The sequence below is a fragment of the Natrinema pallidum DSM 3751 genome (assembly GCF_000337615.1).
Lineage (GTDB): Archaea > Halobacteriota > Halobacteria > Halobacteriales > Natrialbaceae > Natrinema > Natrinema pallidum.
Genome location: NZ_AOII01000037.1, coordinates 61,997 through 87,468 on the forward strand (window position 1 = coordinate 61,997; position 25,472 = coordinate 87,468).

The window sequence follows — 25,472 nt, forward strand, 5'->3', positions numbered from 1 at the left end:
GTCGAACATTCGGCAAGATTATACGCGCCCATCCACGACCACTCGAGTCGTATGGAGGAGCGAACGAGGGCCTATCTGCGGGGGCGATTCCGCGACCACTATCGACGGACGGAGATCACGCCGCCGCCCGCGGCCAACGAACGCGAGTGGGGGTACATCCCCTGGACCGAGGGACCGGACACGACGATGGTCCGCCACCGTTCGCTGCTCGAGTTGGGCGACCTCTCCGAATTCCTCGTCCGAAAGCGCCCGCAACACGTCTACTTCTCCGCGGGACGCTTTCGCGATCCCGGCGCGAGTTCGATGCACGAGAAAGAGTGGCAGTCCGCCGATCTCGTCTTCGATCTCGACGCCGACCACCTGCCCAGCGTGACGCTGGGTGAAGACAGCTATGGCGAGATGCTCGCGAAGTGTCAGGACGCCCTGCGCCGCCTGCTCGAGTTCCTCGAGAACGACTTCGCCTTCGAGGACCTCGAGATCGTCTTCTCGGGCGGTCGCGGGTATCACGTCCACGTCCGCGACGAGAACGTCCTGCACTTAGAGCGCGAGCACCGCCGTGAGATCGTCGACTACGTCCGCGGCATCGGCCTCGAGTTCGACGACTTGATCGAAACCGAGACGGTAGCCGGGTTGGGGCGGAAGACCCCGACGGAGCGGCGTACGCTGCGGACCGAAGGTGGTTGGGGCGCTCGGACCCACGATCACTTCATGGCGTTCGTCGACGAGTTGCTCGACCTCGAGGAAGACGCCGCCCTCGAGCGACTCCAGTCGTTCGACGGCATCGGCGAGGGGAAGGCCGAGGCCACGCTGAACGCGGCCCGCAACAATCGCGAACAACTCGAGGCGGGTAACGTCACCGTCCACACCGCCGTCGCGCAGTTGGCCGAACGGTTCACGAGTCTGGCCGTCGAGCGGGACAACGCGCCGATCGACGAACCGGTCACGACCGACACGAACCGACTCATCCGCCTCCCCGGGAGCCTCCACGGCGGAAGCGGACTGCAAACGGTGCGACTCGAGCGCGACGAGATCGCCGACTTCGATCCGCTGGTCGACGCCGTCCCGGAGACGTTCGAGGGCCACGAGATCACCGTCGATGTCAGTGACGGTGGCGTGGTCGAACTCGGAGGAGATAGCTTTACGGTCGCGGAGGGTGACCAGTCACTACCCGAATACGTCGCCGTGTTCCTGATGGCACGCGGCCGCGCCGAGAAGGAGAAAGAATGAATTTAGACGAACTGCGTTCGGTCCAGAGCAAGGAGCGCCAGAAGGACAGCCTCCAGAACCTGCGCCCCGCCTTCTATCAGGAGGTCGGCGAGTACATCGCCGATCTCGAGGACGAACGCGACCGCGTCGCCGAGCAGGCGGACGACCCCTTTTCGTCGCCCGACGTCAGCCGCCTGACCGACGAGATCGAGACCGCCAAAGACGTCGTCGAAGCGATCTACGAGCGTCGGATGGGAAAACTCGTCAAACAGGCCAGTCTCGCGGCGGCCGGAATGCCGGCCGACGACGAGGGCCTGACCGCCGAGGAGGGCGATCTGTTCGACGATCTCGTCGAACGGATCGGATCGAACAAGAGCCGCGTCCTCGACGTTCTCGAGGGCGTCGAGGAGTCAGTCACCGAGACGGACGCGGGCGCTGGCTCGCCGCCCACGTCCGATGTACCGCCGACCGCCGACGCCGGCGGTCTCGAGGCGCGAACCGAGACTCAGCCAGCCGGCGACGCGACCGCGGACGACGCGCCGCCAGCACCGCCCGACGCACCGTCGCCGGCCGTCGACTCTGCGGCAGACGCGGCCGCGGACGACTCGAGCGGCGTCTCCGCCGCAGACGTCATGGGCGGGGCCGAGCCGTCGGTCGGAGCGACTGATGGGACGGGAGCGGATCGAACCGATGGCACCGGCCCGGCGGACCAGCCACTGAGTGCGGTGTCCGATTCCGGTGCCGACCGTCCCGTCGACTCGCCGGCCGCGGACGCCGATGCTGCGCCGGCGACCGACGAGGGTCGGGACGCGGCCGCCGGGATCGATCGCACGACCGTCCGAATCACCAGCGATATCGGTTCCATTCTCGGCGTCGACGATCGGGAGTATACCCTGACGAGCGACGACGTCGTCACGCTCCCGGAGCAAAACGCGGCACCCCTCGTCGAGCGGGAGGCAGCCGAACGGCTCGAGTAATCGGCGGGTCGGTGCGTCTGCCGTTTCGCCGTCGGCCGCCACCGTGTGAAATCGTAACGTATACACGACGAGTCGCTAACTCGCATGCATGCTCGACGTCGGCGACGAAGCACCGGAGTTCGAACTGCCAAACCAACGCGGCGAGACGGTCACCCGCTCCGAGTTCGCGGGGCAACGGCTCGTCGTCTACTTCTATCCCCGCGCCAACACGGACGGCTGTACGACCGAAGCCTGCGGATTCAACGATGCGCTTCCGCAATTCGAGGCCCACGACATCGCGGTCGTCGGTATCAGCGACGATCCCGTCGACGACATCGCCGACTTCGCGGCCGACTACGACCTCGAGTTCGACCTGCTATCGGACGAGTTCGGTGAGGTCGCGACGCTGTACGATTCGTACGGCGAGAAACAAATGTTCGGCAATACGTTCGACGGCGTCTTCCGGAATACCTACGTCGTCGGGCCGGACGGACGCATCGAGGCGGCCTACGAGGGCGTCTCGCCGGACGGTCACGCCGACGCGGTGCTGGCCGCCCTCGAGCCGGCGGATGTAACCCACTGATGCGGGCAACGGCGGAGACGCGTGACCGCGGTTGTCGACCTTACTGGAAGGTGCGTCCGAGCTGCTCGTCCTGTCCGGGCTCGGCCTGCTGGAACTCCTCTTCGAGTTCCTCGTACTGCTCGCGGGTGTCGGGGGTGACGCTCGGGTTGACCTCCTCGAGCGCGTGCTCGAAGTGTTGCTTGCCGATGCGGACGTTGCCGATGGTGTCGTCCATCTCCTCGGGATCGACCGAGTTGATGAACTCGCGGCTGGCGGCCATCGAGGCCTCGCGGCAGACCGCTTCGATGTCGGCACCGACGTAGCCCTCCGTCTCGGCTGCGAGCCACTCGAGGTCGACCGATTCGGCCAGCGGCTTGTTGCGGGTGTGGACGTCGAAGATCGCTTTGCGCGCGTCCTCGTCGGGAACCGGCACGTGGACGTGGCGATCGAGGCGTCCGGGACGGAGCAGAGCGCTGTCGATCAGGTCCGGCCGGTTGGTCGTCGCGATCACGACGACGTCCTCGAGTTCCTCGAGCCCGTCGAGTTCCGTCAGGAGCTGTGAGACGACGCGTTCGCCGACGCCGGAGTCACCCTGGCGCTGGCCGCGTTCGCCCGCGATCGAGTCGATCTCGTCGAAGAAGATCACGGTCGGGGCGTTCGACCGCGCCTTCTCGAAGACCTCGCGGACGCCCTTCTCGGACTCGCCGACGTACTTGTTCAGCAGTTCGGGGCCCTTGATCGAGATGAAGTTCGACTGGGCCTCGTTGGCGACGGCCTTGGCGAGCAGGGTCTTCCCCGTGCCCGGCGGGCCGTACATGAGGACGCCCTTGGCGGCCTGCATGTCCATCTGCTCGAACACCTCGGGGTAGTCCAGCGGCCACTGGATCGTCTCGCGAAGCTGCTCTTTGGTATCGCCCAGTCCGCCGACGTCGTTCCACGTGACATCGGGAACCTCGACGAAGACCTCGCGCATCGCGGAGGGCTGGATACCCTTGAGCGCCTCTTTGAAGTCCCGCTCGCTCACTTCCAGCGAATCGAGTACGTCGGCGTCGATCTCCTCGGACTCGAGGTCGAGTTCGGGACGGATGCGACGGAGCGCGTTCATGGCGCTTTCGCGAGCCAGCGACTCGAGGTCGGCTCCGACGAAGCCGTGCGTGCTCTCGGCGTACTGATCCAGATCGATCTCCTCGTCGAGGGGCATCCCGCGGGTGTGGACCTGCAGGATCTCCTTGCGGCCCTCCTTGTCGGGAACGCCGATCTCGATCTCGCGGTCGAAGCGACCGCCGCGCCGGAGCGCGGGATCGATCGCGTCGACGCGGTTGGTCGCGGCGATGACCGTCACTCGGCCACGTTCCTCGAGGCCGTCCATCAGCGAGAGGAGTTGGGCAACGACGCGTCGTTCGACGTCACCGCCGGCCTCCTCGCGCTTGGCCGCGATGGAGTCGAGTTCGTCGATGAAGATGATCGAGGGGGCGTTCTCCTCGGCCTCTTCGAAGACTTCGCGGAGCTGTTCCTCGGATTCGCCGTAGTACTTCGACATGATCTCGGGGCCGGAGATCGTCTCGAAGTTGGCGTCGATCTCGTTGGCGACCGCCTTGGCCATCAGGGTCTTCCCCGTACCCGGCGGGCCGTGCAGGAGGACGCCCTTTGGCGGCTCGATCCCCAGCTGCTGGAACAGTTCGGGGTGGCGCATCGGCAACTCGATCATCTCGCGGACCTGGTCGAGTTCGTCGTCCAGACCACCGATGTCCTCGTAGGCGACGTTCGGGACGCCTTCCGCGGACGCGCCGCCGCCGGACTGGACCTGTTCGGCGGGGGTCTCGGAGATCTCGATGCTCGTCGAGTCCGTGATGACGACGGTGCCCGACGGCGAGGTGCTCGCGATCTTCAGCGGCACCGATTGGCCGGAGCTGGCCATGGGGCCGAACGAGAGCGAGAACGGAACCGTCTGGCCCTCGGTGACGGCCTGGCCCGAAAGCTTGTCGCGGACGAGCGGACCGATGTCCCCTCGAATGCGGAGGTTCTGGGGGAGCGCGACGGTGACCGATTTCGCGGGTTTGACGTCCGCGGGTTCGATCGTGACGTTGTCGTCGATCCCGACGTCGGCCTCCTGTCGCAGGCGGCCGTCGATTCGGACGATGCCACGTCCCTCGTCTTCGGGGTAGCCGGGCCAGACGCGTGCGACGGCCTGGCCGTCGCCCGAGCCCGTGATAACGATGTAATCACCGTTCTCGAGGTCGAGTTCGGTCATCGATACGCGGTCGATCGCGGCCAGTCCACGACCGGCGTCTTTCTGTTTGAGTGGTTTGACAGTGAGTTTCATAGGTCCTCCTCCAGTTCGACAGTGAGAACGCCGTTTTTCATAAACGTGTGCGAGTTCGTGGCGCCTGGGGGGAGTTCGATTTCGTACTGGTCGTCGTCGAGGACGACGATGACCGTGCCGTCGACGATGTCGACCGACGCGTCGGCCTGCTCGGTACCGAAGTCGACAGCCATCACCGTGCTGTCGTTGTAGTCGTACCGGCGGGCTACCTGCCCCTCCTCCGGGGTGAATTGGTCGAGAGTCATGCTGTAACTAACCCAAGGTAAGCACCGCTACTATTTAACCATTTCGCCGAATAATCGCATGACGGCGAGAGGGGGATGGCTGAAGTGCTTGTTCGCAGTTCACAGCGAACCTCGACGCGTGTGCTTGCACCGACCGGTACGTGTGGCGCTGGGCCGGACGCGCAACGCCCCGTTGCCGGCGGTCGCCGGTCGCCGTCGAATCAAGTCTTTATGCCAGTCCCCGGTGTGCTGTTACGTATGGAAACAGTACCACACCACGGTCGAGAGACGGCGTACGACGTCGTCGACCGAGGCGGGGATGGATCGCCGATCTGTTTCGTCCACGGGAGCGGGGGAGCGAGCGATATCTGGGCGGGCCAGCAGTCGCTGGCGACCGCCCACCCGATCGTTACGATGGATCTCAGCGGCCACGGCGACTCGGACGACATCGACGCGAGCGCCGGCTACTCGGCGCTGTCGGCCTACGCCGATGACGTGCTGGCCGTCGTCGAAGCGACGGGTTCGGAACACCTCGTCGGCAACTCCCTTGGCGGTGCCGTCGTCCTCCAGATCCTGCTCGAGCGCGAGTACGACCCCGAAGCGGCCGTGCTGACGGGTACCGGTGCGCGACTCGGCGTGCTCGAGGACCTGTTGACCTGGCTCGAGTCCGACTTCCAACGGGCGGTCGAGTTCCTGCACGGTCCGGACCGGCTCTTTCACGACCCCGAGCCGGCGCTCCGGGAGCGATCGATGGAACGAATGCACGAGACGGGACAGGCGGTCACCAACCGCGATTTCCTGACCTGCCACGAGTTCGACGTTCGCGACCGCGTCGCCGAGATCGAGACCCCGACGCTCGCGGTGTACGGGGAGTACGACCAGCTGACGCCGCCGTGGTTCCACGAGTATCTCGCCGACGAAATCGAGGGAGCCAGCCTCGGCGAGATCGAGGACGCCGCCCATCTGGCGATGGCCGAGCAGCCCGCTGCGTTCAACGGCGTCGTCGAGGACTTTTTGGCGGGGATCGCCGGCGATCGAACCCGAGACTGAGACTGCGACGCGGCGAAAACGGTCGCCGCGGCGGTCCGCGAGCGGACGGCGAGCTCCCATCACCCATACCCGGAAGGCGAACGAGTCCGTGGTCGCAGTGATCTACGCGCCGCTATCGCGTCGCCGATCTCGAGGCGGGCTCTACGCCATCGTCTCGAGGGGACCGGGCGGCACTCGACCGGCGGCCGCTCAATAGATGTCCTCGAGGTCGCTCTCCTCGTGGCTGTGTTCGTCGGCGGGGAACTCGCCGGACTCGACCGCCGAGACGTACGCTCCGATCGCGGACTCCATCTCCCCGCGGACGTCGCCGAACTGCTTCGAGAACGAGGGTGACCACTCGCTGAGGCCGATCGCATCGTCGACCACGAGCACCTGCCCGTCGCAGTCCGGCCCGGCACCGATGCCGATCGTCGGGATGTCCAGCGCCGCCGTTACGTCCGCCGCGAGGTTCGACGGGACGTGTTCCAGGACCAGCGAGAACGCGCCGGCGTCCTCGTGGGCCACAGCCAGGTCGAGGATGCGTTCCGCGGCCTCCTGGTCCGTCCCCTGACGGGGATAGCCGCCGTACTGGTTGACGTGCTGGGGCGTCAGTCCCAGATGGGCCATCACCGGAATTCCGAGTTGGACCAGTTTCTCCGTGAGATCGACGGTGTGGGGTCCGCACTCGAGTTTGACCGCATGGGCGTTTTCCTCTTTGAGCATCCGGCCCGCGTTCTCGAGGCTCGCCGCTTCGTCGACGCCGACCGAGAGGAACGGCATGTCGGCGACGACGAGGGCGTCGTCGGTCGCGCGAGCGACCGCGCCGGTGTGCCGAGCTATGTCGTCGACGGTCACGGGAAGGGTAGTTTCGTAGCCCAAACTGGCGTTCCCGAGGCTGTCACCGACGAGAATAACGTCGACGCCGGCCTCGTCGACGATCGCCGCCGTTGGCGCGTCGTAGGCCGTCAGCATCGTGATCGGTTCATCGCCAGCCTTCGCTCGGAGATCCCGTACGCTAGGCATACTCACAGATTGGATGCCCACGATTAAACGTCGTTGTTCTTCGGTGACTACCCAGCGTCTCGATAGCCCTCGTGCCTCCCTTCGTGCACACCCGGCGCGCTTAAGAGGGACCGGTCGTCATACTCACGCGTGCCTGAACGCGTCGAAACGACCACGCCCGACGGGGTCGATTACGGCTGGGTGATGCAAACGACGTTCGTCGCCACCATCCTCGTCGGAGCGCCGCTGGTCGCCGTCCTGTCGGCGACCACAGCGCTCCCCACGTGGGCCGACCGCGTCGAGTTCGCGATCCGGGTCGGCGCTCCCGTCTGGCTCGTCACGTCGGTCATCGTCTTTGCGTACGCCAAACGAAACCAGACGTAGTCGACTCGAGCGCCCGAGCGGGATCGGCGTCAGACACCGGACGGTCCATCGCCGACGTACTCGAAGTCGGTCCCCGCCCGTTCTGCGGTCCGCCGGTCCCGCGCGGAGTCACCGACGAACAGCGCCCGCTCGGGTTCGGCTCCGAGTTCGCGGACGGTCGCGAGCAGCGGTTCCGGGTCCGGCTTCCACGTCGCGACCGTATCGCGGCCGACGACGGCGTCGACCGCCATCGTCAGCGCGTGTTCCTCGAGCGCGATCCGACACGCCCGTTCGCAGTTCAGCGAACAGACGCCGGCCGGCGGCGATCGTGCGAGCAGTTCGTCGGCGCGGACGAGGCGGCGCGACGTTCGCGCCCCGTCGTGTTCGTGGGCCGCGATGGCCGACTCCACCTCGGCGGCCAGTCCGACCTCGGCCGCGATCTCGAGCATGTCCCAGAGGCCATCGCTCGGCGGTTCGACGTTCGCGTTGTCGTACACCGTGCGGACGTCGACGGCGACGGCGTTCCAGTCGACGTCCAGGTCCACGAGCGTGCCGTCCAGATCGTAGACGATGGCGTCGTACTCGGTCATGGCCGCCGATACGAGCGGCAGCAGAATAGGGACGTCGGTCATGGCCCCGCCGAGCGAGGGTTCGATGGCAGATCGCCGGCGCTCGAACGACTCACATGCGATGATTGCGCGAACGTTTCAGTAGTTCAGAAGGTTAAAGGAGGCAACTACTGAACGATCGGGCATGCGAAGACGCGAACTGCTCGTCGGAAGCGGAACCGCCGCGGCCGTTGCTCTCTCCGGATACGCGGGCGCGGTCGCAGACGACGCCGCCGACGCCAGCCAGTCGGGGCTGTCGGCCGATCCCGAGAGCCTCCTTGAACTGCTCCCCGCAGAGTCAGCCCTCGACACGACCTATCGCCGCCTTCATTACGCCCGCGTCGGTGAGACTGACGGGTCCGAATTCGAATATCTGACTCGGCACATCTCGGAACACGCCGACGAGATCGACGGCGAGTTCGATACCGACGCGGTTTCCGCGGCGGTTTCGGTGGTTGCGGGGGACGATGACTTCGGGATCAGCGCCGCGTCCGGCTCGTTCGGCCGGCTGACATCCGGCGACGCTGTCGAACGCGGTGAGTGGCGGATCGGAACCCTCGACAGTGATGCCGCGTTCGCGTCCGCCGACGGGCGTCTCGTCGTCGTCTCGGTCTCCGAGCGGGATCCGACCGACATCGCCGAGACGGTTGTCGACGCCGCCACCGGCGAGACGGACACCGTCTTGGTCGATCCCGAGGCGACTGCACCAGTCTTCGAACGGCTCGCGGGTTCGAACTACGTCGTCTTTCTTCCCAACCTCGATAAGGCACGCCACCTCGAGTTCACCGACGGAGTCGCATCACTCGCCGTCGGATTCGATCAGCCCCGGGAAACGGGTTCGGGAACCGTCGAGTCGGAGTACGTCTTCGAACCCGCATCGGACGCCGCTGTCGACGACGACTGGATCACCGAGCGCCTCGAGCGCTTCGAACAGGGCGAGGTCGTCGAAACGACGGTCACTCGGGAGGGCGCGTTCGTCCACGTCGACGCGGTCATCGACCAGCCGCCCGAACGCGACCGCGATGCGGCACCCGACGCACGCATCCGCGTTCGTTCGCACGCGGACGACGGGCTCGCGACCATCGAACACGTCGGCGGCGAATCGGTCGATACCGCCGATCTCGAGGTGTGGGTCGACGGCGAACTCGCGGACGTGCAACTCGCCGACGATCGAGACTCGTTTTCCGAGGGCGATACCGTCGAACTCGAAACCGGGCCGATCGCCGACGTCGGACTCCGATGGATCGACGAGAGCGAGGACGTCTACTACTATTACGATCGGACGCTCGTCGGATCGGAGTCGTTCGAGTCGAGCTACGACGCCGCGACGGAGACCGCGGAGATCACGTACGACGGGGACCTCGCGGCCGATCCGGACCGTCTCGAGGTGGTCCACCGACAAAGCGACGAATACCGGAATGACCGACGGCCTGACACGGACCGGTCGGCCGTGACGGACGTGTCGGGATCGCTCACTCGCGGCGATACGATCACAGTCGACGACGTTACTTACGGCGATCGGGTCTCCCTCGAATTGACGGCACCGCCCAACCCGAACCGCGGACAGCAGTCGCTGGCTCACGTCCGCGTTCGGCCGCCGCGGCTGTCCCTCCGTCGCCACGAGGGGACCCTCGTCGTGCGGTACCACGGCGATCAGGAACGCGACGCCGACGACTTTCGCCTGCTGTTCGACGACGAACCCGCCGACGTACAGTTCGCCGATCGAGCCGAGACCCTCTCGTCGGATACCGAACTCGAGTTCGGCGAGGTCCCCCACGGCACTACCGTCGCCGTCGAGTGGCTCGAGCCCGACGACCCGTCCGTCATCGAAGAGCGGGTCCTCCGCCCCCACGCACGCGTCGATATCACGTACGACGACGAGGACGGGACGGCCGTTGCCGACTACACGGACGGAGAGGAAATCCCCGCCGACGACCTCGAGCTACGGATCAACACCGAGCCCGCGGACCGGCAGCCGGCCGACGAATACGAGACGTTCGCACCCGGTGATGACCTCAGCACGGCCGTCACTCCGTTCGCGGTGGTCAAACTCGTCTGGACGGGTCCCGAAGACACCGAAGACGTTCTGGGTCGGACGTTCGTCGGTCCGGAGTCGCTCGATGCCACCTACGATCCCGACGCCGAGACGGTCGAACTCGTCTACACGGGCGAGCAACCGGCCGACCCGTCGGTGCTGTCGATCGACTACACCAGCGGTGATCGGCCTCGGTCCGACGACCGGGAGGACTTCAACCCCTTCTCCGGAGAGTACGACACGCTGACTACGGGCGACAGCGTGGTGATCGACGACGTGGCGGCCGATGACCGAATCACCGTTATGCTGGTTCAGAAGGGATATAACTTCACATCCAGTCTATCTATTTACCATTTCACGCCGGCTCCGCGACGGACGTTTACGCTCGAGGATCGGGCGAACGGGCTCGTCGCCGTCTACCGCGGGGAAGACGACCGCGACGCCGGTGCCTTCGAATTCCGAGTCGACGGAGAACCGAGCGACGTCCAGCCGGCCGATCGGTACGATACGCTGACGACCGACGACGAGATCGAACTGGGGCGCTTCGATGCCGGAACCGAGGTCACCGTCGAATGGGTCGCTCCCGATGACCCATACGAGGTCACCGATCACGTCGTCCTCCCCGACGCCGATTTCGACATCGAATACGACGCCGAGGAGGAAACGGTAACCGTCGAACACGCGGGCGGTGACGAGATCGACGCCGCCGACCTCGGTGTCGTCGTCGAGCCCTCCGGTCTCGAGCCGCGCGGCTGGGAGGAGCAGGAGACGGTTTCGAAAGGTGATACCACGACGATCGATGTCGACAGTGATCGGGAGCCGCAAATGGTCGCGGTCGTGTTCGGAGAACGACAGACGATCAGTCACGAACGGATCGACGAGTAGCGCCCGTCCGGATCGAACCGGTCCCTCGCTTCAGCTCGCTTCCGTATCGGCTCCGTTCGTCGTCAGTCCAGCGTCGCCATTTCGCCCGTCGGGTCGTCCAACTGCTCGCCCGCGAGCACGCGGTTCGCCCGGCGGAGCCGCTCGGAAAGGGCCTGGTGGGAGATGTCGAGTTCGTTCGCGAGTTCCTCGAGCGATATCTCTCGCGGAACGTCGTAGTAGCCCTGTCGGTAGGCCTCGGCGATGGCCTCCCGCTGAGGCTCGGTCAGCGCGGCCGTCGTCTCGAGGGCCTCGTCCTGGCCGGCCTCGACCATGCGCCTGACATCGATGCGGACGCCCTGCTCCTCGATGTCCGAGACGGCAGTCGAGAGTTCCTCGCGACGGGGAAAGAGCAGCCGAAGCGTCCACCGCCCGTCCGATACCTGCGCGTCGAGTACTGTGCCGCCGTGGGTGTAGACGCACCGACAGACCGACGCGACCGCCTCGGTGTACGTAAGCCGGTAGAACAGGTCGCCGGCCTCGGTATCGGCGAGTAGTCGGCGATACTCGTCGACGGTCGGGTCCGTTTCGAGGGTTGCCTCGAGATCGGCGCGGTCAACGTTCGAGAACCAGACGAGCGGCACCGTTCGGACCGGCCCCTCCGCGACGACGCTCTCGACGCGGACCTCGAGAGCCGGGAGTTGTTGGACGGTCTCTGCGAGTGCGAACTCGTCCGTCGAAAGCGAGAGTTCTGCGATCGTCGTCATTGGGAGTCACCTCGGAACGCGTACTCGAGTCCAGTCGGCCGCCGAGACCGCTGTCGGAGCGGGACATGGACTCGTCTCAGCAGTATCCAGTCGATCCGCTCGCGTCGTCGATCGTGGTCGTCCGGGTCGTGCTGATAGAAGGGAGGACTCGAATACGGTTGATGAGACGGCTTTTGTATTCCGGCAGTTTAAGTGGCCACGTCACCCGAGACGAGCCAGTCGGTTGAGCGCGTACGCCGTCTGGAGCACGTCGACGCTCTTGCCGCGATCGAAGACGAGTTCGTCCGTCTCGAGGACGTGTTCCAGGGTATCCTGCGAGGCGTGTTCCGGGGCGGCGGCGATGCCGGCGTCGTTGTCGGCGGCCCACTCCATGACCCGGAGATCGCTCTTGGAGTCTCCCATCACGAGCGCGAACGGGTCGTCGACGCCGAGGACGTCGAGCGCGCGTTCGACGCCGACGACCTTGTTGAGTTCGAGGCTGCCGATCTCGGCCGCGTCGGCCTCGTAGTAGGCGACGTCGATGCGATCGAGGACGGCCGCGAGGGAGTCGGGAACGTCCGCGGCGTCGAGGGCCGGATACGCACCTTCGCCCTCGAGCACGGCCCTGATTTCGGGGTCCTGCGCGGCGTAGAAGGCGCGGGTCCAGTCCGCGACCGTCTCGCCCGCCAGTTCCGTCCCGCCGTTCGCACCGTCACCCGCCGTCCCGCTGCCCGCATCGCCCGCGTCGCTCCCGTCCGCCTCGAGCGTCGTCCCGACGGCATCGGCGAGCAGGTCGATGAGATAGACCAGCGCCTCGTCGATGATCTCCCGGGCGTCGGCCGAGCCGGTTTCGTAGTTGGGTTTCATCGTGACGTTGAACTCGTTGCCCTGGAGGTGACAGCCGCGACGGAGGTCCTCGGGCGCTTCGGGCAGGACCCGCGAGCGAACGTCGTCGAAGACCGTCCGGATCGACTCCTCGAGGTCCTCGTAGAGCAACTGCTTCGTCTGTGCGCCGTGTCCGGGGGTGAACACGCCCGTCCCCGCTTCGTAGACGATCGAGAGGGACCCCGAATGGACGATTTCGCTGCCGAGTCCCTGGATCGCAAAGCCCTTGACGTTTTCCAGGGTCTGACCCGTACAGATGACGATCGGGATGCCGGCGTCGTAGAACTCCGTCAGCATGTGCAGCGTGTCCCGCGGGATCTCGTTGTCCGTCCCGCCTGCGGACCGCAGCGTTTCGTCGACGTCTAACACGAGGACGTTAACCGCCCGGCCGTACTTCGCCTCGAGATCGAGCGCCGTAAAGGCCTGATCGCGGGTCGCCCGCGCGGCGATCTCAGCGAACGTCTCCCCGGCCGCGAACGACGAGCGGATCTCGTCCTTGCGCTCCTCGAGTTGCTCGGTCGCCTCCTGCCAGTGCTCGAGAGCGACCCGCGAGTCGACGGCGGGAAAGACGTCGACGAACTCCTGGAACTCCCGTAACGTCTTCGTGTCGTACTCGTCGTAAAGCTGATAGACGAGGTCGTATCGTTCCATGTGGCCTACAGGCATGGGCAGGCGGTTAACCGTTTCCAGTGATGGTCGCGTCGGGATGGGCGTTCGATCCGTTCGTGCATTGGTGACAGTCCTGTCATCACCTATGGGGTATTTACTCGGGAAGGAATAAATATTTATCATCATGGTTCCTACTGGGGTCATATGAAAGCCATCGCAGTTACGCCCGGAGCGGGCGTCCCGGAAGTCGTCGAGCGGCCCGTTCCCGCTCCGTCTCCCGGCGAGGCGCTCGTTCGGATCTGCCGCGTGGGCGTCGACGGGACCGATTACGAAGTCATCGACGGAACCCACGGCAGCGTCCCCGACGGCGACGATCGCCTGATTCTCGGCCACGAGGCCGTCGGCATCGTCGCGGACGCGAACGGAACGGCCCTCGAGGAGGGCCAGTACGTCGTCCCGACGGTTCGACGACCGCCGCCGGGCGTCGAGACGAACGCGTACTTCGAACGCGGTGAGCCCGATATGGCACCGGACGGCGAGTACGTCGAACGCGGGATCGTCGGGGCCCACGGGTTCATGGCCGAGTTCGTGACGAGTCCGGCCGACTGCCTCGTTCCGATCCCGGCCGACCTGGCTCCGATGGGCTTTCTCGTCGAACCGATCAGCATCACCGAAAAGGCGATCGAACACGCCCGCGCGACCCGCTCGGCGTTCGACTGGCGGCCCGCGTCCGCGCTCGTCCTCGGGACCGGTTCGCTGGGACTGTTGACCGCCGCGATGCTCACGGAGACCCTCGAGTACGACCGCGTGTACTGTCTCGGCCGAAAGGACCGGCCGCATCCGACGATCGATATCGTCGATCGGCTCGGCGCGACGTACATCGATTCCCGGGAGACGCCGGTCTCCGAGATCCCCGCCGCCTACGAACCGATGGATCTCGTCTACGAGGCGACCGGCCACGCGAAACACGCGTTCGAGGCGATCGAAGCGCTGGCTCCCAACGGCGTCGCCGCCCTGCTGGGCGTCCCCGGCGATTGGACGTTCGAGGTCGACGGCGGGCACCTCCACCGCGAACTCGTGCTCTCGAACAAGGCGCTCGTCGGCAGCGTCAACTCGAATCGCGGACACTTCGAGGCGGCCATCGATACCCTTTCCGCGCTTCCCGACTGGGTGCTCACGGAGATCGTCTCCGGGGTCTACGACCTCGCGGCCCTCGAGCGGGCGTTTCCGGAGGTGACCGCACCCGTCGCGGCGGCCGGCGGCGGCTCGACGGCGAGTCCGGATGACGATACGACTATAAAAACGGCGATCGAATTCGAGGACATATGAAAAACGTTGACGACCTCATCGAGAGTGCGGCCGAGCTCGCGGCCCGCGGCCTCTCGAAGGGCGAAATCGCGGACGAGCTGAACGTCTCCCGGGAGACCGCCAGCTGGCTCGTCGAGCGCAGCAGCACGCCCGCTCAGTCGACCGAGCAGGCATCTAGCCCGCCGGCAAGCGGTGGCACCGGGCCACAGGACATCCACGTCGACTGGTCCGCGATCGGCCGGGACAGCAAGCGAATGAACGCCATCGCCTCGGCAATGGCCGACATGCTCGCCAAACACGGCGAGGACATCGACCTGACGATCGGTATCGAGAAAGCCGGCGGTCCCATCGCCACTCTCGTCGCGCGTGAACTCGAGACCGACCTCGGAACCTACACCCCCGCCAAACACCAGTGGGAGGAAGGCGACATCGAGGAACTCGGCGGGACGTTCAGCCGGAACTTCGCCGGCATCCGCGACCGCGAGTGTTACATCGTCGACGACACCATCACCAGCGGCACCACCATGCGTGAGACCATCGAGGCGATCCGCGCCGAGGGCGGTAAACCGCTGGCCTGTGTCGTCCTCGCGGATAAGCAAGGACTCGAGGAACTCGACGGCGTCCCGGTCTACTCGCTGTTGCAGGTCATCAGCGTCGGCAAGGACGAGTAGTCGGTACATCCCACGAGCGGACGACTCACACCGATCGCACAGCCGTCGTGCGATCTGGTGTGCGGTGGCGTTCGGTGGCTCCTCCCGACGCGATCGGGCGTCCTTCTCCCGGCCAGCGGCGGGCCGACTCGAGTGACACGTCCATCTGTCGCTCGAGCGAGAACGCCCCGCGTGCGGCGGCTGGCCGGCCGACACTCGCGGGAAAAATGACCGCTCCGAAACGGCGAGGCCCTAACCGTGAATGCCCATCGCTTCGATCTGCTCTTGATACCGGTTCCGGATCGTCACCTCGGTCACCTGTGCGACATCGGCGACCTCGCGTTGGGTCTTCTTCTCGTTGCAAAGCAGCGACGCGGCGTAGATCGCGGCGGCGGCGTAGCCGGTCGGTGACTTGCCCGACAGCAATCCTTCCTCGGCCGTTTTCTCGATGATCTCGTTGGCCTTGGTCTGGACTTCCTCGGACAGTTCGAGTTCAGAACAGAAGCGCGGGACGTACTTTTTCGGGTCGACGGGTCGCATCTCGAGGCCGAGTTCCTGCGAGATGTATCGATACGTGCGACCGATTTCTTTGCGTTCGACGCGGGAGACTTCCGAGATTTCCTCGAGACTTCGCGGGATCCCTTCCTTGCGACAGGCGGCGTACAGCGCGGAGGTCGCGACGCCCTCGATCGAGCGCCCGCGGATGAGGTCTTCCTTGAGCGCGCGCCGGTAGATGACCGACGCGACCTCGCGGACGGATCGCGGAACACCGAGCGCGGAGGCCATCCGATCGATTTCGCTGAGTGCGAACTGGAGATTACGTTCGCCGGCGTCTTTCGTTCGAATGCGTTCCTGCCACTTGCGGAGCCGGTGCATCTGACTCCGCTTCTTCGACGAAATAGAGCGGCCGTAGGCGTCCTTGTCCTTCCAGTCGATGGTCGTCGTCAGTCCCTTGTCGTGCATCGTCTGGGTCGTCGGCGCGCCGACGCGGGACTTCTCCTGTCGTTCCTGGTGGTTGAACGCCCGCCACTCCGGGCCGGGATCGATCTGTTCTTCCTCCACGACGAGCCCACAATCTTCACAGATGAGCTCACCCCGGTCGGAGTCCTTAACGAGATTATCCGATTCACACTCGGGGCAGGCACGTACCCCCTCCTGATCCTCGGTCTCGTCCGTCTCGCGCGTTCGCTCCCGCTGGCGGGTGGACCGTGTCATCGCACTTTTATAGTAGTATCACCACGCTATATAAATGTTGGGTAAGGTATTTCGGACACTACAGCTTATCCGCCGAAAACGCCCAGGAGAACGGTTGAAAGTCGAGGTTTACGATCCGAAACCGGAACGACTTTATCCGGGACTGGCCGATCACGGAGACGAATGCCGGTCATCGAGTGCGACGTCGAGGCGGCTCGCGACCGACTCGAGTCGGCGGGCGTGACCGTCGATTCGGGCAACACTGACCACGAGCGCTGGCGAGCGAGTCGCGGCGGCGCGACCGCGGTCGCGTACGATGACAAGATCGTCATCCAGGGGTCGGACCCGCGTGACATCGAGGCGCTGCTCCGCGAGGGCGGCGGTCGCGCCCACGTCTACTTCGACGGCGGCTCTCGGGGCAATCCCGGTCCGGCCGCGATCGGCTGGGTGATCGTCACCGGCGACGGCATCGTCGCCGAAGGCGGCGAGACGATCGGGACGGCGACGAACAACCAGGCCGAGTACGAGGCCCTGATCACGGGTCTCGAGGCCGCTCGCGACTACGACTACGACGAGGTCCACGTCCGGGGCGACTCCGAACTCATCGTCAAACAGGTCCGCGGCGAGTACGACACCAACGACCCCGACCTCCGCGAGAAGCGCGTGACCGTCCACGAACTGCTCCGCGGGTTCGACGAGTGGACCCTCGAGTACGTCCCTCGCGAGGTCAACGACCGCGCGGACGGCCTTGTGAACGAGGCGCTGGATCAGGCCTAAATTCGCGCAGTACAGCCGACCGACGTATCGTCCGGCTCGAGCGACCGACGTGCAGTGGCGCGCACTGTCGGTCGGCCGAACGATAGTGAGGCCGGCCGATGACACTGTGCGAGGGATGAGCGAACGAACAGCGTGAGTGAGCGAATCGGTTGGGGAGGGCGTGGCTCCTCCGTGGTGCCACGATAGCTGGACACGCTTTGTCGACGCGTTCACTCTCGGTTGGCCCGTTCCATTCTCACCCCCGCAGCAGGCGACTCGAGCGCGCCCACCGACAACGCGGACCGGCAAGCGGAAACCCGCCCGCGTCCATACACTCCCCTATGACCGATCCGAACGCGATCGACGCCGACGGTGCGGCCGGCGAGCAGAACCGAGACGCCACCACCGACCCGACCGCTGGGGACCTTCCCCGTGGGGTCGTCGACGAAGTCGAACGGCTGACGCGACTCGAGCGCACCGCGGTCGACGAGAACGAAATCGCGGCCTACGAGGAGCGGCGCGACGAGTTGCTCGACGATCACGATTTCACCGCCCGCATCCGCGACGACGACGGCGACGACGTACTCGTGTGCCATCCCGAGGCGTGGCACGAGGACGGCATCATCCGGACCGACCGCATCGAGGATATCGACCGCGCGGTCGAGATTCCGCTCGAGGGGACCGCGGACCCGGACGACTGGGAGTCGGTCGACGACTACAATCGCGACCTCGTCGCGGCGGTCAGGGAAGCCCACGGCGACGTTCACGGCGACAATGCGGCGTTGCTCGCCGACTTTGCCGGCAACCACTACGCGAAGCCCATGGACTCGCTGACGAGCGCGGAACTCGCGGAGTTCGGAACGGAGTACGTGGTCCGAAACGCGTGGCCGTCGGAAAAACAACGGGAAGTGTTGGCGGAGTCGACGAAACTGGTCTTCGAGACGGCGGACGAGCCGGTCCCGGAGATCCAGTTCTAGTAGCTTTCGTCGACGATCTCGCGGATCTCGTCGGCGCGGTCGTCGCCCGTGACGACCTTCGAGAGGGACCACGTGATGCCGTCGAGGACGGCGTCGTAGCCGTCGTCGGTCAGGGAATACTGGTTGGTTCGCTTGTCGAGTTCGCTTTTCTCGACCAGCCCCAGATCGACGAGTTCGTCGAGGTTGGGGTAGAGTCGGCCGTGGTTGACCTCCGTCCCGTAGTAGTCCTCGAGTTCCCGCTTGATCGCCAGGCCGTACATCGGCTCTTTGGCCAGGATGACGAGGATGTTGTTCTGGAAGGCCGTGAGTTCGCGTGCAATACTCTGCTCGCCGGTGATTGATTGTGCCTCTGACATACGTGTGTAAATGTCACCAGACTATTTAAGACTTGTCAACTAATCCTTCGTATCAGTCGGTAGTACAACACGCTACCGACGCAACATCGCCGGACACTGGTGTTGGTGCCCGATTCGTGTCTGTTTGATTTCTGGCAACCGTCACGTAGATGGTGACACTCGATTACGAAAGTACTTTTTGATCGACCGTGGACTCTCAGGTACATGGTCAACCTCTGGGAAGACCTCGAGACCGGACCGAATCCGCCAGAAGAGATCTACGCCGTCGTGGAGTGTCTCAAGGGCGAGCGCAACAAGTACGAGTACGACAAGGACGTCCCCGGCGTCGTCCTCGACCGCGTGCTCCACAGCAACGTCCACTATCCGAGCGACTACGGGTTCATCCCGCAATCGTACTACGACGACGAGGACCCCTTCGATGTGCTCGTCCTCGTCGAGGATCAGACGTTCCCCGGCTGTGTCATCGAAGCGCGCCCGGTCGCGCTGATGAAGATGGACGACGACGGCGAGCAAGACGACAAGGTCATCGCAGTTCCCAGCGAGGACCCGCGTTACGATCACATCGAGGACCTCGACGATATCCCCCAGCAGCAACTCGACGAGATCGACGAGTTCTTCGCGACCTACAAGAACTTGGAGGAGGGCAAGGAAGTCGAGACCCAGGGCTGGGAGGACAAACAGGCCGCCTACGACGCGATCGAGCACGCCCAGGAACTCTACGACGAGCACTTCTAAGCGGGACCCGCCGTATTCACGGCCCGCAATCGTCTGCTATCGCCGCCGCGAACTGATACCCGAGAGTTATCCGCGGCCGGCCGGCCGATTCGTTATGAGCATGGGTAATTTTATCCCCGTCCCCGCCGTAGCCGTTCCCGTATGGCAGCATCCGATTCCGGTCCGCGAACGGCATCGTCGGCCGACAACGGGGCCGAATCCGCCGTCGGCATGGCCCACCCCACGGTCGTTCCGGCCAACTTCGATCCCGAGGACGCGAGCGAACGCGACTCGTAGCCCGCCTCGAGTTCGTGCGGCGGTCCGCGATCGCTCACGGACTCGTCCGCCGTTCACGTCGGTCGATACCCCGTCACCGTGATCCGTGGCGAGTGCGCGGTAAATCAACCGACGGAGTCTCAGCCGTTCGCAAAACACTGTCTCGAAACGAACCTTCTTGTATGCGGTCGAACTACGTCCGCCCATGGGTCTGTTCGACCGATTACGGGGCGACGGCGATCCCCGGGTCGCATTTATCGGGGTCGACGGCGTGCCGTATAGTCTCCTCTCGGAGAACGAGGAACTGTTCCCGAACTTTGCTGCGCTCGCTGCCGACGGGACCGCCGAGGAGATCTCGAGCATCGTCCCGCCGGAATCCAGCGCCTGCTGGCCGTCGCTGACGACCGGGATGAACCCCGGCGAGACGGGCGTTTACGGCTTCCAGGACCGGGAGATCGGCACCTACGACACCTACGTTCCGATGGGCCGTGATGTCCAGGCCGAGCGCGTCTGGGACCGCGTGCAGGAGACCGGGCGCAAGGCGACCGTAATGAACGTCCCCGTCACGTTCCCGCCCCAGCGCGACATCCAGCGGATGGTCTCCGGGTTCCTCTCGCCCGGCCTCGACAAGGCCGCCTATCCCGACGATGTCCGCGACTACCTCGAGACGCTCGATTATCGGATCGACGTCAACCCGAAACTCGGCCACCAGGACGACAAAGCGGAGTTCATCGAGGACGCTCACGCCACGATCGACGCCCAGTTCGAGGCCTTCAAACACTACATCGAGGAGGACGACTGGGACCTGTTCTTCGGCGTCTTCATGACCACCGACCGGGTCAACCACTTCCTGTTCAAGGATTACGAGCGCGACGGCGAGAACAAGGAGGCGTTCATCGAGTTCTACAAGAAAGTCGACGAGTACATCGGCCGCCTTCGAGAGTCGCTGCCGGACGACGTCACCATGATCGTCGCCTCCGATCACGGCTTTACCAGCCTCGACTACGAGGTTCATTTCAACGAGTGGCTCCGAGAGGAGGGGTGGCTCTCTTTCCGAACCGACGACCCCGAGGAACTGAACGACATTGCCGACGATACGACGGCCTACTCGTTCATCCCCGGCCGCTTCTATATCAACCTCGAGGGACGCGAACCGCGCGGTACCGTCCCCGAAGACGAGTACGACGCGGTCCGCGACGAACTCAAGGCCGCCCTCGAGGCGCTCGAGGGGCCCGACGGCAACCCGGTCGTCGATCGCGTCGTCGAAAAGGAAGCGGCCTTCCGCGGCGATCACGACGATATCGCACCGGACCTGGTCGCGATTCCGAACAACGGCTTCGACCTCAAATCCGGCTTCAAGGGTGATGCGGAGGTCTTCGATACCGGGCCGCGAAACGGGATGCACAGCTTCGACGATACGTCGCTGTACATCGACCACCCCGACGCGACGATCGACAACGCCGATCTCTTCGACATCACGCCGACGATCCTCGATCTGATGGACATCGAGTACAGCCGCGGCGACTTCGACGGCGCGAGCCTGCTCTAGCCCTCGAGACATCGCGGTCGATTCCACGGCCACCACAACACGCTTCAGTTTCGATGTGAACGGTTTCGTATGAAACGCTGGGTCGTGGTCGCCGGCTGTCTGGGCGTGGCGGTTCTGCTGGCCGGGCTCGTAAGCGCCATCACCGAGAGCGCCGCGATCCTGGGCGTTACCCCGGCCGGTATCGGTCTCTATCTGGCAGTCGGTATCGGACTCCCGCAGTATCTACTCTACAGAACGAGCCGTTCTCCGCTCCAACTCGGACTGGCAATCCTCGCAGTCGCCGGTGCCGCGATCGCGGTCCTCGTCGGTCTCGTCCGCGACTCGCTGCACGCGGACTGGGGAACAGGGTTCATCGTACTCCTGGTGTGCGTCGTGATCGGGAACCTGCTCGGGGCCGGCGTGCGGGCGTTTCGGGCCGGCTATCGGTCCGGCTCGTGAGCGATAGTCGCAACTGAAACGGTTGACACACTGATCGCAACGCTGTCGTGTGATCAGGTATAAAATGACTGTCAGCTGCGGCGATAGGCGGTCCCGCCCGCACCGTAGGCGCTCCGACGCGGATCACTGGCGGAGCCGATTCCAACCCGACCGATCGACTCGCGGGTTGCGAGTTGGCAGCACACGAGGAGCCGAGCCGGATTCGAGGGCGTTTTCCGCTCGGCACCGAACCGACGGCCATGGAAGAGATCATCCACGCTCGCGGCCATGAGCACGTCAGCGCCGAGCATGCGAGTACCTTCGAAGTGACGACCGACGACTACCTCACCCCCGCGGGCGACTGCATCCTCGCGATCGAGGCCGATCGTGCGCCGGCGGACTTCGATCCCGACTTCGTCGCTGCCTGCCGGGACGCCGATGCGACGATTACGGTCACGATCGAGGCCGGTGGCCACACGGAGTCCGTGACGGGCCGCGGCGATCCCGACCTCGAGTTCACCAACGAGCGAAGCGCGGTCGGCCGGACGAGCGAGTACGTCGACGACCGGACGATCGTGAACGGTGCCGAGTTCGCGGCCGACGGGTTCGATCGCGACCTCGTCGACGCGCTGGCCGACGGTGCCGCGGCGACGGTGACGATCACCGTCGAATAGACGCTGCCGCCACGGATTCGACCGACCGACTCGAGCCCTGGAAAATCGGCGGCCGTCGGCAGTCCGTCGCAGTTTTGATGTCGTGGGCCCAACGCGACGATATGAGCGACGATCCGGAGCCCGAAGTCAACATCAGCGGCGGTGCGACGGGCGGCGGTTCGGCGGTCGAGTTCGATCCGGCGACCGCGGCAACCCGCGCGGAGGCGGTCGTCGATCGACTGGGAGAGTTGTTCTGGCAGAAGGAGTACGGCGGCCGGGACGCCTTCACCTGTCTCGTCCGAACGATCCTGAGCCAGAACACCAGCGACAAGGCGAGTCAGCCGGCCCACGACGCACTGCTCGACAGATATGGGGGGCCAGACGTGGACCTCGCCGAATCGCTCGCGAGCGCCGAGCGAGCGACACTCGCGGAAACGATCAGCGGGGCCGGGCTGTACAACCAGAAGTCCGAGACGCTGATCGATACCGCCGAGTGGGTGCTCGAGGAGTTCGGCTCCGCGTCGGCGTTCGATACCTTCGTCAAAGACGAGGAGCCGTCGGTCGTTCGCGAGACGCTCCTTTCGGTCCGCGGCGTCGGGCCGAAGACCGCCGATTGCGTCCTGCTGTTCGCCGGCGGTCGCGGCGGCGTTTTCCCCGTCGACACGCACGTCCATCGCATCTATCGGCGCATGGGGATCGCACCACCCGACGCGGACCACGAAGCGGTTCGCGAGGTCCTCGAGCGTGACGTTCCCGCAGCCAAGTGTGGCTTCGGACACACCGCGACGATCCAGTTCGGCCGCGAGTACTGCCGGGCACGCAAGCCGGCCTGTCTCGAGGACCCCGACGCCTGCCCGATGGCCGACGTATGCGAGCAGGTCGGCGTCTTCCCGGCGACCGGCGAGGTCGTCGATCCGGCCGAAACGTCGGCGGCGACCGAGGCGAACGACTGATCGAGCGTCGTGGGACGGATGGCCGGTGATCGGTGCCGGCGGCCACGATCCGTCCGAGTGGTCGAAACCCGGTACCGCGGCCCGTCCGCATCCCGAGACCGGCGACGCCGTCGTGACGCCCCCGGCTGGGCGGGACCGGTCCGCGAACGATCGTCGCCTTCATACAAGCGCGCTTTAGCGATTACAATAATGGTTGCATTCACGCCCGCTGAACGGGAGGCGGTCTACAAAGCGATCTACGCCCGTCGGGACATCCGGCGGTTTCGGGACGAGCCGATTCCCGACGAGGTTCTCGAGCGGCTCATCGAGGCGGCACATCACGCGCCGAGCGTTGGCTTCTCACAGCCCTGGGACCTCGTCGTCGTCAAAGACGAGGGGACGAAAAACGACATCGCTGCGATCGCAGAGCGCGCGATCGCCGCTGCCCGCGAGGGGTACGAGGAACCGCGCCGATCCGAGTTCGCCGATCTGAAACTCGAGGGCATCCGCGAGTCGCCGGTCAACGTCTGCGTGACCTGTGATCCGACGCGGGGCGCGCCCCACGTGTTGGGCCGCAGTTCGATGAAGCGCACGGACGTGTACTCGACGTGCCTCGCCGTCCAGAACCTCTGGCTGGCCGCCCGCGCGGAAGGCGTCGGCGTCGGGTGGGTGAGCGTCCTCTACCCCTCCGAGGTTCAGGAAATCCTCGACATCCCACTGCACGTCAAGCCGATCGCGTACCTCTGTCTCGGATACCCGGAGGACGGATTTCCGGAGGAGCCGGTCCTCCAACAGGAAGGGTGGCGCGACCGGCTCGAGGTGGAGCAGCTCGTCCACGAAGAGCAGTGGGACGCGGCCCACCGGGAGCCGACCACTCGTTCGTAGCCCACCCCGGCCGAATCGGCGGGTGGGCGTCCGAGTCGTCCACTCGAGTTGCGGACGGGGCCGACCCCGAAGATACGACTGCGACATGTCGTTTCGTCCCACATCGGTCCCCGGTCTTCGGATCGACGGCTCCCGCTTCGGCCGGTGGGTTCGAGCCGTTGTGAGCGTCCGTAACACGTCTTCGTGACTTCACAACGGTTATATGTCGGAATCGGGGTAGACCCGGGGTACCAATGCCTGCAGGCCCAGATCGGGTTGCAGAGACGAGCGAGTGCGAGTCGGAGTCACCGTCGGAAAACGAGCGGGCGCGGCCCGCAACCTCGCGCCGACGGGTGTTGTCGGCGACGGCGGCCGGATCGGCGATCGCTCTCGCCGGCTGTACGGAACTGCTCTCCAGCGGCGGCGATCCGCTCCGCGTCAGCGTCTGGAGCGGCAACTACGCCGATCGATTCGAGGAATCGGTCGTCTCGAGATACGAAGACGAGTTCGACGCGACGGTCGAAATCCAGCGCGGCTGGAACGATATCCTCACCAACATTCAGACGGCACCGGACGGCGATCCGCCGTACGACGTCACGATCACGGAAGGGAACTTCTACTATCTCGGCCGTCAGGACGATCTCTTCCACGAGATTCGAACGGAGAACGTCCCGAACGTGAACGAACTCATCGATTACTACGCGGAGTTCCGGCCTACGAAGTACGGGCTGCCGGTCGATGGCGCTCCCTGTACCATTATTCACCGCGAGGACATGGGGTTCGAGCCGGACTCCTGGGCCGACCTCTCCTCGGCTGCCGTTCAGGAGAGCAACGGTGTCGGCGTCGACACCGGCTTCTGGTGGTATCCCATGTACGCCGCCGCCGTCGGGATGGACGACGCGCCGCTCGGCGAGGAGATGCACGATGCTGCTCGCCATGACGACGTCCTCGAGACGGTTCGGAACTGGCCGATCGAGAGCTGGGCGAGCTCCGGAGAGGACATCTGGCAGGCCTTCCAAAACGACGTCATCGATGTCGCGCAGTGGTATTACGAGCAGACGGCGTACGACATCGAAGACTACGACGGCCTGACTCACACGATGCCGGAGGAGACGACCGGCTACCTGAACCACTGGTGTGTCGTCAAGGGCACCGACAAGCGCGACCAGGCTGAAGAGTTCATCAACTTCCTCATGGACGCCGAGGTCCAGACCGCCTGGTCGGCGGAGATGCCGACGCTGTTTTGCAACGAGAACACCGAATACGCTGGCGATCTGGCCGCGGATCTACCGAGCAACAGCGAGGAAGCGAAACGCATCGCCTTCCCGGACTGGGAGTTCCTCGCGGAGTACAGCGACGACCTCTCCGACGAGTTCACCGAGATACAGCGGAGTTCCTAAGCTCGCGAACCACAGTT

At 65.2% G+C, this 25,472-nt stretch carries 26 protein-coding genes; 18 read left to right on the forward strand and 8 right to left on the reverse strand.

Translation table 11 applies throughout. The features are described 5' to 3' along the window. The first annotated feature begins 51 nt into the window (after window positions 1–51). From priS to bcp, 3 genes are all read left to right on the forward strand, one after another. A complete protein-coding gene (gene priS, locus C487_RS05490; RefSeq protein WP_006184697.1) occupies window positions 52–1,227 on the forward strand; it encodes a DNA primase small subunit PriS in 1,176 nt (391 codons plus the stop codon). After that, the gene (locus tag C487_RS05495; RefSeq protein WP_006184698.1) at window positions 1,224–2,183 is read left to right on the forward strand and encodes a DNA replication complex subunit Gins51; all 960 of its coding nucleotides are present in this window, start codon (window positions 1,224–1,226) and stop codon (window positions 2,181–2,183) included. The genes priS and C487_RS05495 overlap by 4 nt, the downstream gene beginning before the upstream one ends. Window positions 2,184–2,271: 88 nt before the next feature. Beyond that, window positions 2,272–2,745: a thioredoxin-dependent thiol peroxidase gene (bcp, locus tag C487_RS05500; protein WP_006184699.1), complete on the forward strand. Its 474-nt coding sequence runs from the start codon at window positions 2,272–2,274 to the stop codon at window positions 2,743–2,745. A gap of 40 nt (window positions 2,746–2,785) precedes the next feature. On the opposite strand, the gene C487_RS05505 is transcribed toward bcp, so the two are convergent. Beyond that, window positions 2,786–5,047, reverse strand: coding sequence for a CDC48 family AAA ATPase (locus C487_RS05505; RefSeq protein ID WP_006184700.1), 2,262 nt, complete (start codon window positions 5,045–5,047; stop codon window positions 2,786–2,788). Continuing rightward, complete coding sequence (locus tag C487_RS05510) at window positions 5,044–5,292, reverse strand: DUF7127 family protein (RefSeq protein WP_006184701.1); 249 nt, start codon at window positions 5,290–5,292, stop codon at window positions 5,044–5,046. The genes C487_RS05505 and C487_RS05510 overlap by 4 nt, the downstream gene beginning before the upstream one ends. 237 nt (window positions 5,293–5,529) lie before the next feature. On the opposite strand from C487_RS05510, the gene C487_RS05515 reads away from it, so the two are divergent. Further along, window positions 5,530–6,321: an alpha/beta fold hydrolase gene (locus C487_RS05515; RefSeq protein ID WP_006184702.1), complete on the forward strand. Its 792-nt coding sequence runs from the start codon at window positions 5,530–5,532 to the stop codon at window positions 6,319–6,321. A gap of 189 nt (window positions 6,322–6,510) precedes the next feature. Here the strand turns inward: C487_RS05515 and panB are convergent, their stop codons facing one another. After that, on the reverse strand, window positions 6,511–7,323 hold the full coding sequence (gene panB / locus C487_RS05520; protein WP_006184703.1) for a 3-methyl-2-oxobutanoate hydroxymethyltransferase: 813 nt from the start codon (window positions 7,321–7,323) through the stop codon (window positions 6,511–6,513). A gap of 129 nt (window positions 7,324–7,452) precedes the next feature. On the opposite strand from panB, the gene C487_RS05525 reads away from it, so the two are divergent. Next, complete coding sequence (locus C487_RS05525; RefSeq protein WP_006184704.1) at window positions 7,453–7,686, forward strand: DUF5822 domain-containing protein; 234 nt, start codon at window positions 7,453–7,455, stop codon at window positions 7,684–7,686. A 29-nt stretch (window positions 7,687–7,715) separates the two neighbouring features. Here the strand turns inward: C487_RS05525 and C487_RS05530 are convergent, their stop codons facing one another. After that, window positions 7,716–8,255: an HAD family hydrolase gene (locus C487_RS05530; protein WP_049907962.1), complete on the reverse strand. Its 540-nt coding sequence runs from the start codon at window positions 8,253–8,255 to the stop codon at window positions 7,716–7,718. A 163-nt stretch (window positions 8,256–8,418) separates the two neighbouring features. On the opposite strand from C487_RS05530, the gene C487_RS05535 reads away from it, so the two are divergent. After that, window positions 8,419–11,193: a type IV pilin N-terminal domain-containing protein gene (locus tag C487_RS05535; protein WP_006184706.1), complete on the forward strand. Its 2,775-nt coding sequence runs from the start codon at window positions 8,419–8,421 to the stop codon at window positions 11,191–11,193. A gap of 62 nt (window positions 11,194–11,255) precedes the next feature. Here C487_RS05535 and C487_RS05540 read toward each other — a convergent pair whose 3' ends face one another. Beyond that, on the reverse strand, window positions 11,256–11,936 hold the full coding sequence (locus C487_RS05540) for a helix-turn-helix domain-containing protein (RefSeq protein WP_006184707.1): 681 nt from the start codon (window positions 11,934–11,936) through the stop codon (window positions 11,256–11,258). A 201-nt stretch (window positions 11,937–12,137) separates the two neighbouring features. Then, window positions 12,138–13,451, reverse strand: coding sequence for an HAD family hydrolase (locus C487_RS05545; protein WP_006184708.1), 1,314 nt, complete (start codon window positions 13,449–13,451; stop codon window positions 12,138–12,140). 162 nt (window positions 13,452–13,613) lie between these two features. Between C487_RS05545 and C487_RS05550 the strand changes: the two genes are divergently transcribed. Together C487_RS05550 and gfcR are read left to right on the forward strand one after the other, a co-directional pair. After that, window positions 13,614–14,738: a glucose 1-dehydrogenase gene (locus tag C487_RS05550; RefSeq protein WP_006184709.1), complete on the forward strand. Its 1,125-nt coding sequence runs from the start codon at window positions 13,614–13,616 to the stop codon at window positions 14,736–14,738. Continuing rightward, on the forward strand, window positions 14,735–15,388 hold the full coding sequence (gene gfcR, locus C487_RS05555; protein ID WP_006184710.1) for a transcriptional regulator GfcR: 654 nt from the start codon (window positions 14,735–14,737) through the stop codon (window positions 15,386–15,388). Before C487_RS05550 ends, gfcR begins: the two co-directional genes overlap by 4 nt. Window positions 15,389–15,619: 231 nt before the next feature. Here the strand turns inward: gfcR and C487_RS05560 are convergent, their stop codons facing one another. Continuing rightward, window positions 15,620–16,582 carry a transcription initiation factor IIB gene (locus C487_RS05560; RefSeq protein ID WP_006184711.1) on the reverse strand — a complete coding sequence of 321 codons (963 nt, stop codon included), beginning with the start codon at window positions 16,580–16,582 and terminating at the stop codon, window positions 15,620–15,622. Window positions 16,583–16,744: 162 nt separating this feature from the next. Between C487_RS05560 and rnhA the strand changes: the two genes are divergently transcribed. Both rnhA and C487_RS05570 read left to right on the forward strand, forming a co-directional pair. Further along, on the forward strand, window positions 16,745–17,338 hold the full coding sequence (rnhA, locus tag C487_RS05565) for a ribonuclease HI (protein WP_006184712.1): 594 nt from the start codon (window positions 16,745–16,747) through the stop codon (window positions 17,336–17,338). Window positions 17,339–17,658: 320 nt separating this feature from the next. After that, entirely contained in the window at window positions 17,659–18,294 is a 636-nt protein-coding gene (locus tag C487_RS05570) for a DUF7108 family protein (RefSeq protein WP_006184713.1), read from the forward strand. Here the strand turns inward: C487_RS05570 and C487_RS05575 are convergent. Beyond that, the gene (locus C487_RS05575; RefSeq protein ID WP_006184714.1) at window positions 18,291–18,650 is read right to left on the reverse strand and encodes a PadR family transcriptional regulator; all 360 of its coding nucleotides are present in this window, start codon (window positions 18,648–18,650) and stop codon (window positions 18,291–18,293) included. The two genes, C487_RS05570 and C487_RS05575, sit on opposite strands and share 4 nt — an antisense overlap. A gap of 204 nt (window positions 18,651–18,854) precedes the next feature. Here C487_RS05575 and C487_RS05580 point away from each other — a divergent pair, with 204 nt between their 5' ends. The 8 genes from C487_RS05580 to C487_RS05610 all read left to right on the forward strand — a co-directional run bounded on the left by C487_RS05580 (window position 18,855) and on the right by C487_RS05610 (window position 25,455). Further along, complete coding sequence (locus C487_RS05580; RefSeq protein ID WP_006184715.1) at window positions 18,855–19,385, forward strand: inorganic diphosphatase; 531 nt, start codon at window positions 18,855–18,857, stop codon at window positions 19,383–19,385. 141 nt (window positions 19,386–19,526) lie between these two features. Beyond that, entirely contained in the window at window positions 19,527–19,661 is a 135-nt protein-coding gene (locus C487_RS21670; RefSeq protein WP_006184716.1) for a hypothetical protein, read from the forward strand. A gap of 184 nt (window positions 19,662–19,845) precedes the next feature. Then, window positions 19,846–21,189, forward strand: a complete 1,344-nt coding sequence (locus C487_RS05585; protein WP_006184717.1) for an alkaline phosphatase family protein — start codon at window positions 19,846–19,848, stop codon at window positions 21,187–21,189. A gap of 69 nt (window positions 21,190–21,258) precedes the next feature. Beyond that, entirely contained in the window at window positions 21,259–21,627 is a 369-nt protein-coding gene (locus C487_RS05590) for a hypothetical protein (RefSeq protein ID WP_006184718.1), read from the forward strand. Window positions 21,628–21,866: 239 nt separating this feature from the next. Then, window positions 21,867–22,280 (forward strand): DUF371 domain-containing protein, encoded by a 414-nt coding sequence (locus C487_RS05595; RefSeq protein ID WP_006184719.1) that lies wholly within the window; start codon window positions 21,867–21,869, stop codon window positions 22,278–22,280. Window positions 22,281–22,381: 101 nt separating this feature from the next. Beyond that, window positions 22,382–23,212 carry an endonuclease III domain-containing protein gene (locus C487_RS05600; protein ID WP_049907963.1) on the forward strand — a complete coding sequence of 277 codons (831 nt, stop codon included), beginning with the start codon at window positions 22,382–22,384 and terminating at the stop codon, window positions 23,210–23,212. Between the two features lie 189 nt (window positions 23,213–23,401). After that, a complete protein-coding gene (bluB, locus tag C487_RS05605) occupies window positions 23,402–24,076 on the forward strand; it encodes a 5,6-dimethylbenzimidazole synthase (RefSeq protein ID WP_006184721.1) in 675 nt (224 codons plus the stop codon). Window positions 24,077–24,309: 233 nt separating this feature from the next. Next, window positions 24,310–25,455, forward strand: coding sequence for an ABC transporter substrate-binding protein (locus C487_RS05610; protein ID WP_049907958.1), 1,146 nt, complete (start codon window positions 24,310–24,312; stop codon window positions 25,453–25,455). Window positions 25,456–25,472: the final 17 nt, after the last annotated feature.

Excerpts from the sequence above, each read along its gene's own strand:
- priS (WP_006184697.1), top strand. The coding sequence starts at position 52 with ATGGAGGAGCGAACGAGGGCCTATCTGCGGGGGCGATTCCGCGACCAC.
- C487_RS05495 (WP_006184698.1), top strand. The coding sequence starts at position 1,224 with ATGAATTTAGACGAACTGCGTTCGGTCCAGAGCAAGGAGCGCCAGAAG.
- bcp (WP_006184699.1), top strand. The coding sequence starts at position 2,272 with ATGCTCGACGTCGGCGACGAAGCACCGGAGTTCGAACTGCCAAACCAA.
- C487_RS05505 (WP_006184700.1), bottom strand. The coding sequence starts at position 5,047 with ATGAAACTCACTGTCAAACCACTCAAACAGAAAGACGCCGGTCGTGGA.
- C487_RS05510 (WP_006184701.1), bottom strand. The coding sequence starts at position 5,292 with ATGACTCTCGACCAATTCACCCCGGAGGAGGGGCAGGTAGCCCGCCGG.
- C487_RS05515 (WP_006184702.1), top strand. The coding sequence starts at position 5,530 with ATGGAAACAGTACCACACCACGGTCGAGAGACGGCGTACGACGTCGTC.
- panB (WP_006184703.1), bottom strand. The coding sequence starts at position 7,323 with ATGCCTAGCGTACGGGATCTCCGAGCGAAGGCTGGCGATGAACCGATC.
- C487_RS05530 (WP_049907962.1), bottom strand. The coding sequence starts at position 8,255 with ATGACCGAGTACGACGCCATCGTCTACGATCTGGACGGCACGCTCGTG.
- C487_RS05535 (WP_006184706.1), top strand. The coding sequence starts at position 8,419 with ATGCGAAGACGCGAACTGCTCGTCGGAAGCGGAACCGCCGCGGCCGTT.
- C487_RS05540 (WP_006184707.1), bottom strand. The coding sequence starts at position 11,936 with ATGACGACGATCGCAGAACTCTCGCTTTCGACGGACGAGTTCGCACTC.
- C487_RS05545 (WP_006184708.1), bottom strand. The coding sequence starts at position 13,451 with ATGGAACGATACGACCTCGTCTATCAGCTTTACGACGAGTACGACACG.
- C487_RS05550 (WP_006184709.1), top strand. The coding sequence starts at position 13,614 with ATGAAAGCCATCGCAGTTACGCCCGGAGCGGGCGTCCCGGAAGTCGTC.
- gfcR (WP_006184710.1), top strand. The coding sequence starts at position 14,735 with ATGAAAAACGTTGACGACCTCATCGAGAGTGCGGCCGAGCTCGCGGCC.
- C487_RS05560 (WP_006184711.1), bottom strand. The coding sequence starts at position 16,582 with ATGACACGGTCCACCCGCCAGCGGGAGCGAACGCGCGAGACGGACGAG.
- rnhA (WP_006184712.1), top strand. The coding sequence starts at position 16,745 with ATGCCGGTCATCGAGTGCGACGTCGAGGCGGCTCGCGACCGACTCGAG.
- C487_RS05570 (WP_006184713.1), top strand. The coding sequence starts at position 17,659 with ATGACCGATCCGAACGCGATCGACGCCGACGGTGCGGCCGGCGAGCAG.
- C487_RS05575 (WP_006184714.1), bottom strand. The coding sequence starts at position 18,650 with ATGTCAGAGGCACAATCAATCACCGGCGAGCAGAGTATTGCACGCGAA.
- C487_RS05580 (WP_006184715.1), top strand. The coding sequence starts at position 18,855 with ATGGTCAACCTCTGGGAAGACCTCGAGACCGGACCGAATCCGCCAGAA.
- C487_RS21670 (WP_006184716.1), top strand. The coding sequence starts at position 19,527 with ATGGCAGCATCCGATTCCGGTCCGCGAACGGCATCGTCGGCCGACAAC.
- C487_RS05585 (WP_006184717.1), top strand. The coding sequence starts at position 19,846 with ATGGGTCTGTTCGACCGATTACGGGGCGACGGCGATCCCCGGGTCGCA.
- C487_RS05590 (WP_006184718.1), top strand. The coding sequence starts at position 21,259 with ATGAAACGCTGGGTCGTGGTCGCCGGCTGTCTGGGCGTGGCGGTTCTG.
- C487_RS05595 (WP_006184719.1), top strand. The coding sequence starts at position 21,867 with ATGGAAGAGATCATCCACGCTCGCGGCCATGAGCACGTCAGCGCCGAG.
- C487_RS05600 (WP_049907963.1), top strand. The coding sequence starts at position 22,382 with ATGAGCGACGATCCGGAGCCCGAAGTCAACATCAGCGGCGGTGCGACG.
- bluB (WP_006184721.1), top strand. The coding sequence starts at position 23,402 with ATGGTTGCATTCACGCCCGCTGAACGGGAGGCGGTCTACAAAGCGATC.
- C487_RS05610 (WP_049907958.1), top strand. The coding sequence starts at position 24,310 with ATGCCTGCAGGCCCAGATCGGGTTGCAGAGACGAGCGAGTGCGAGTCG.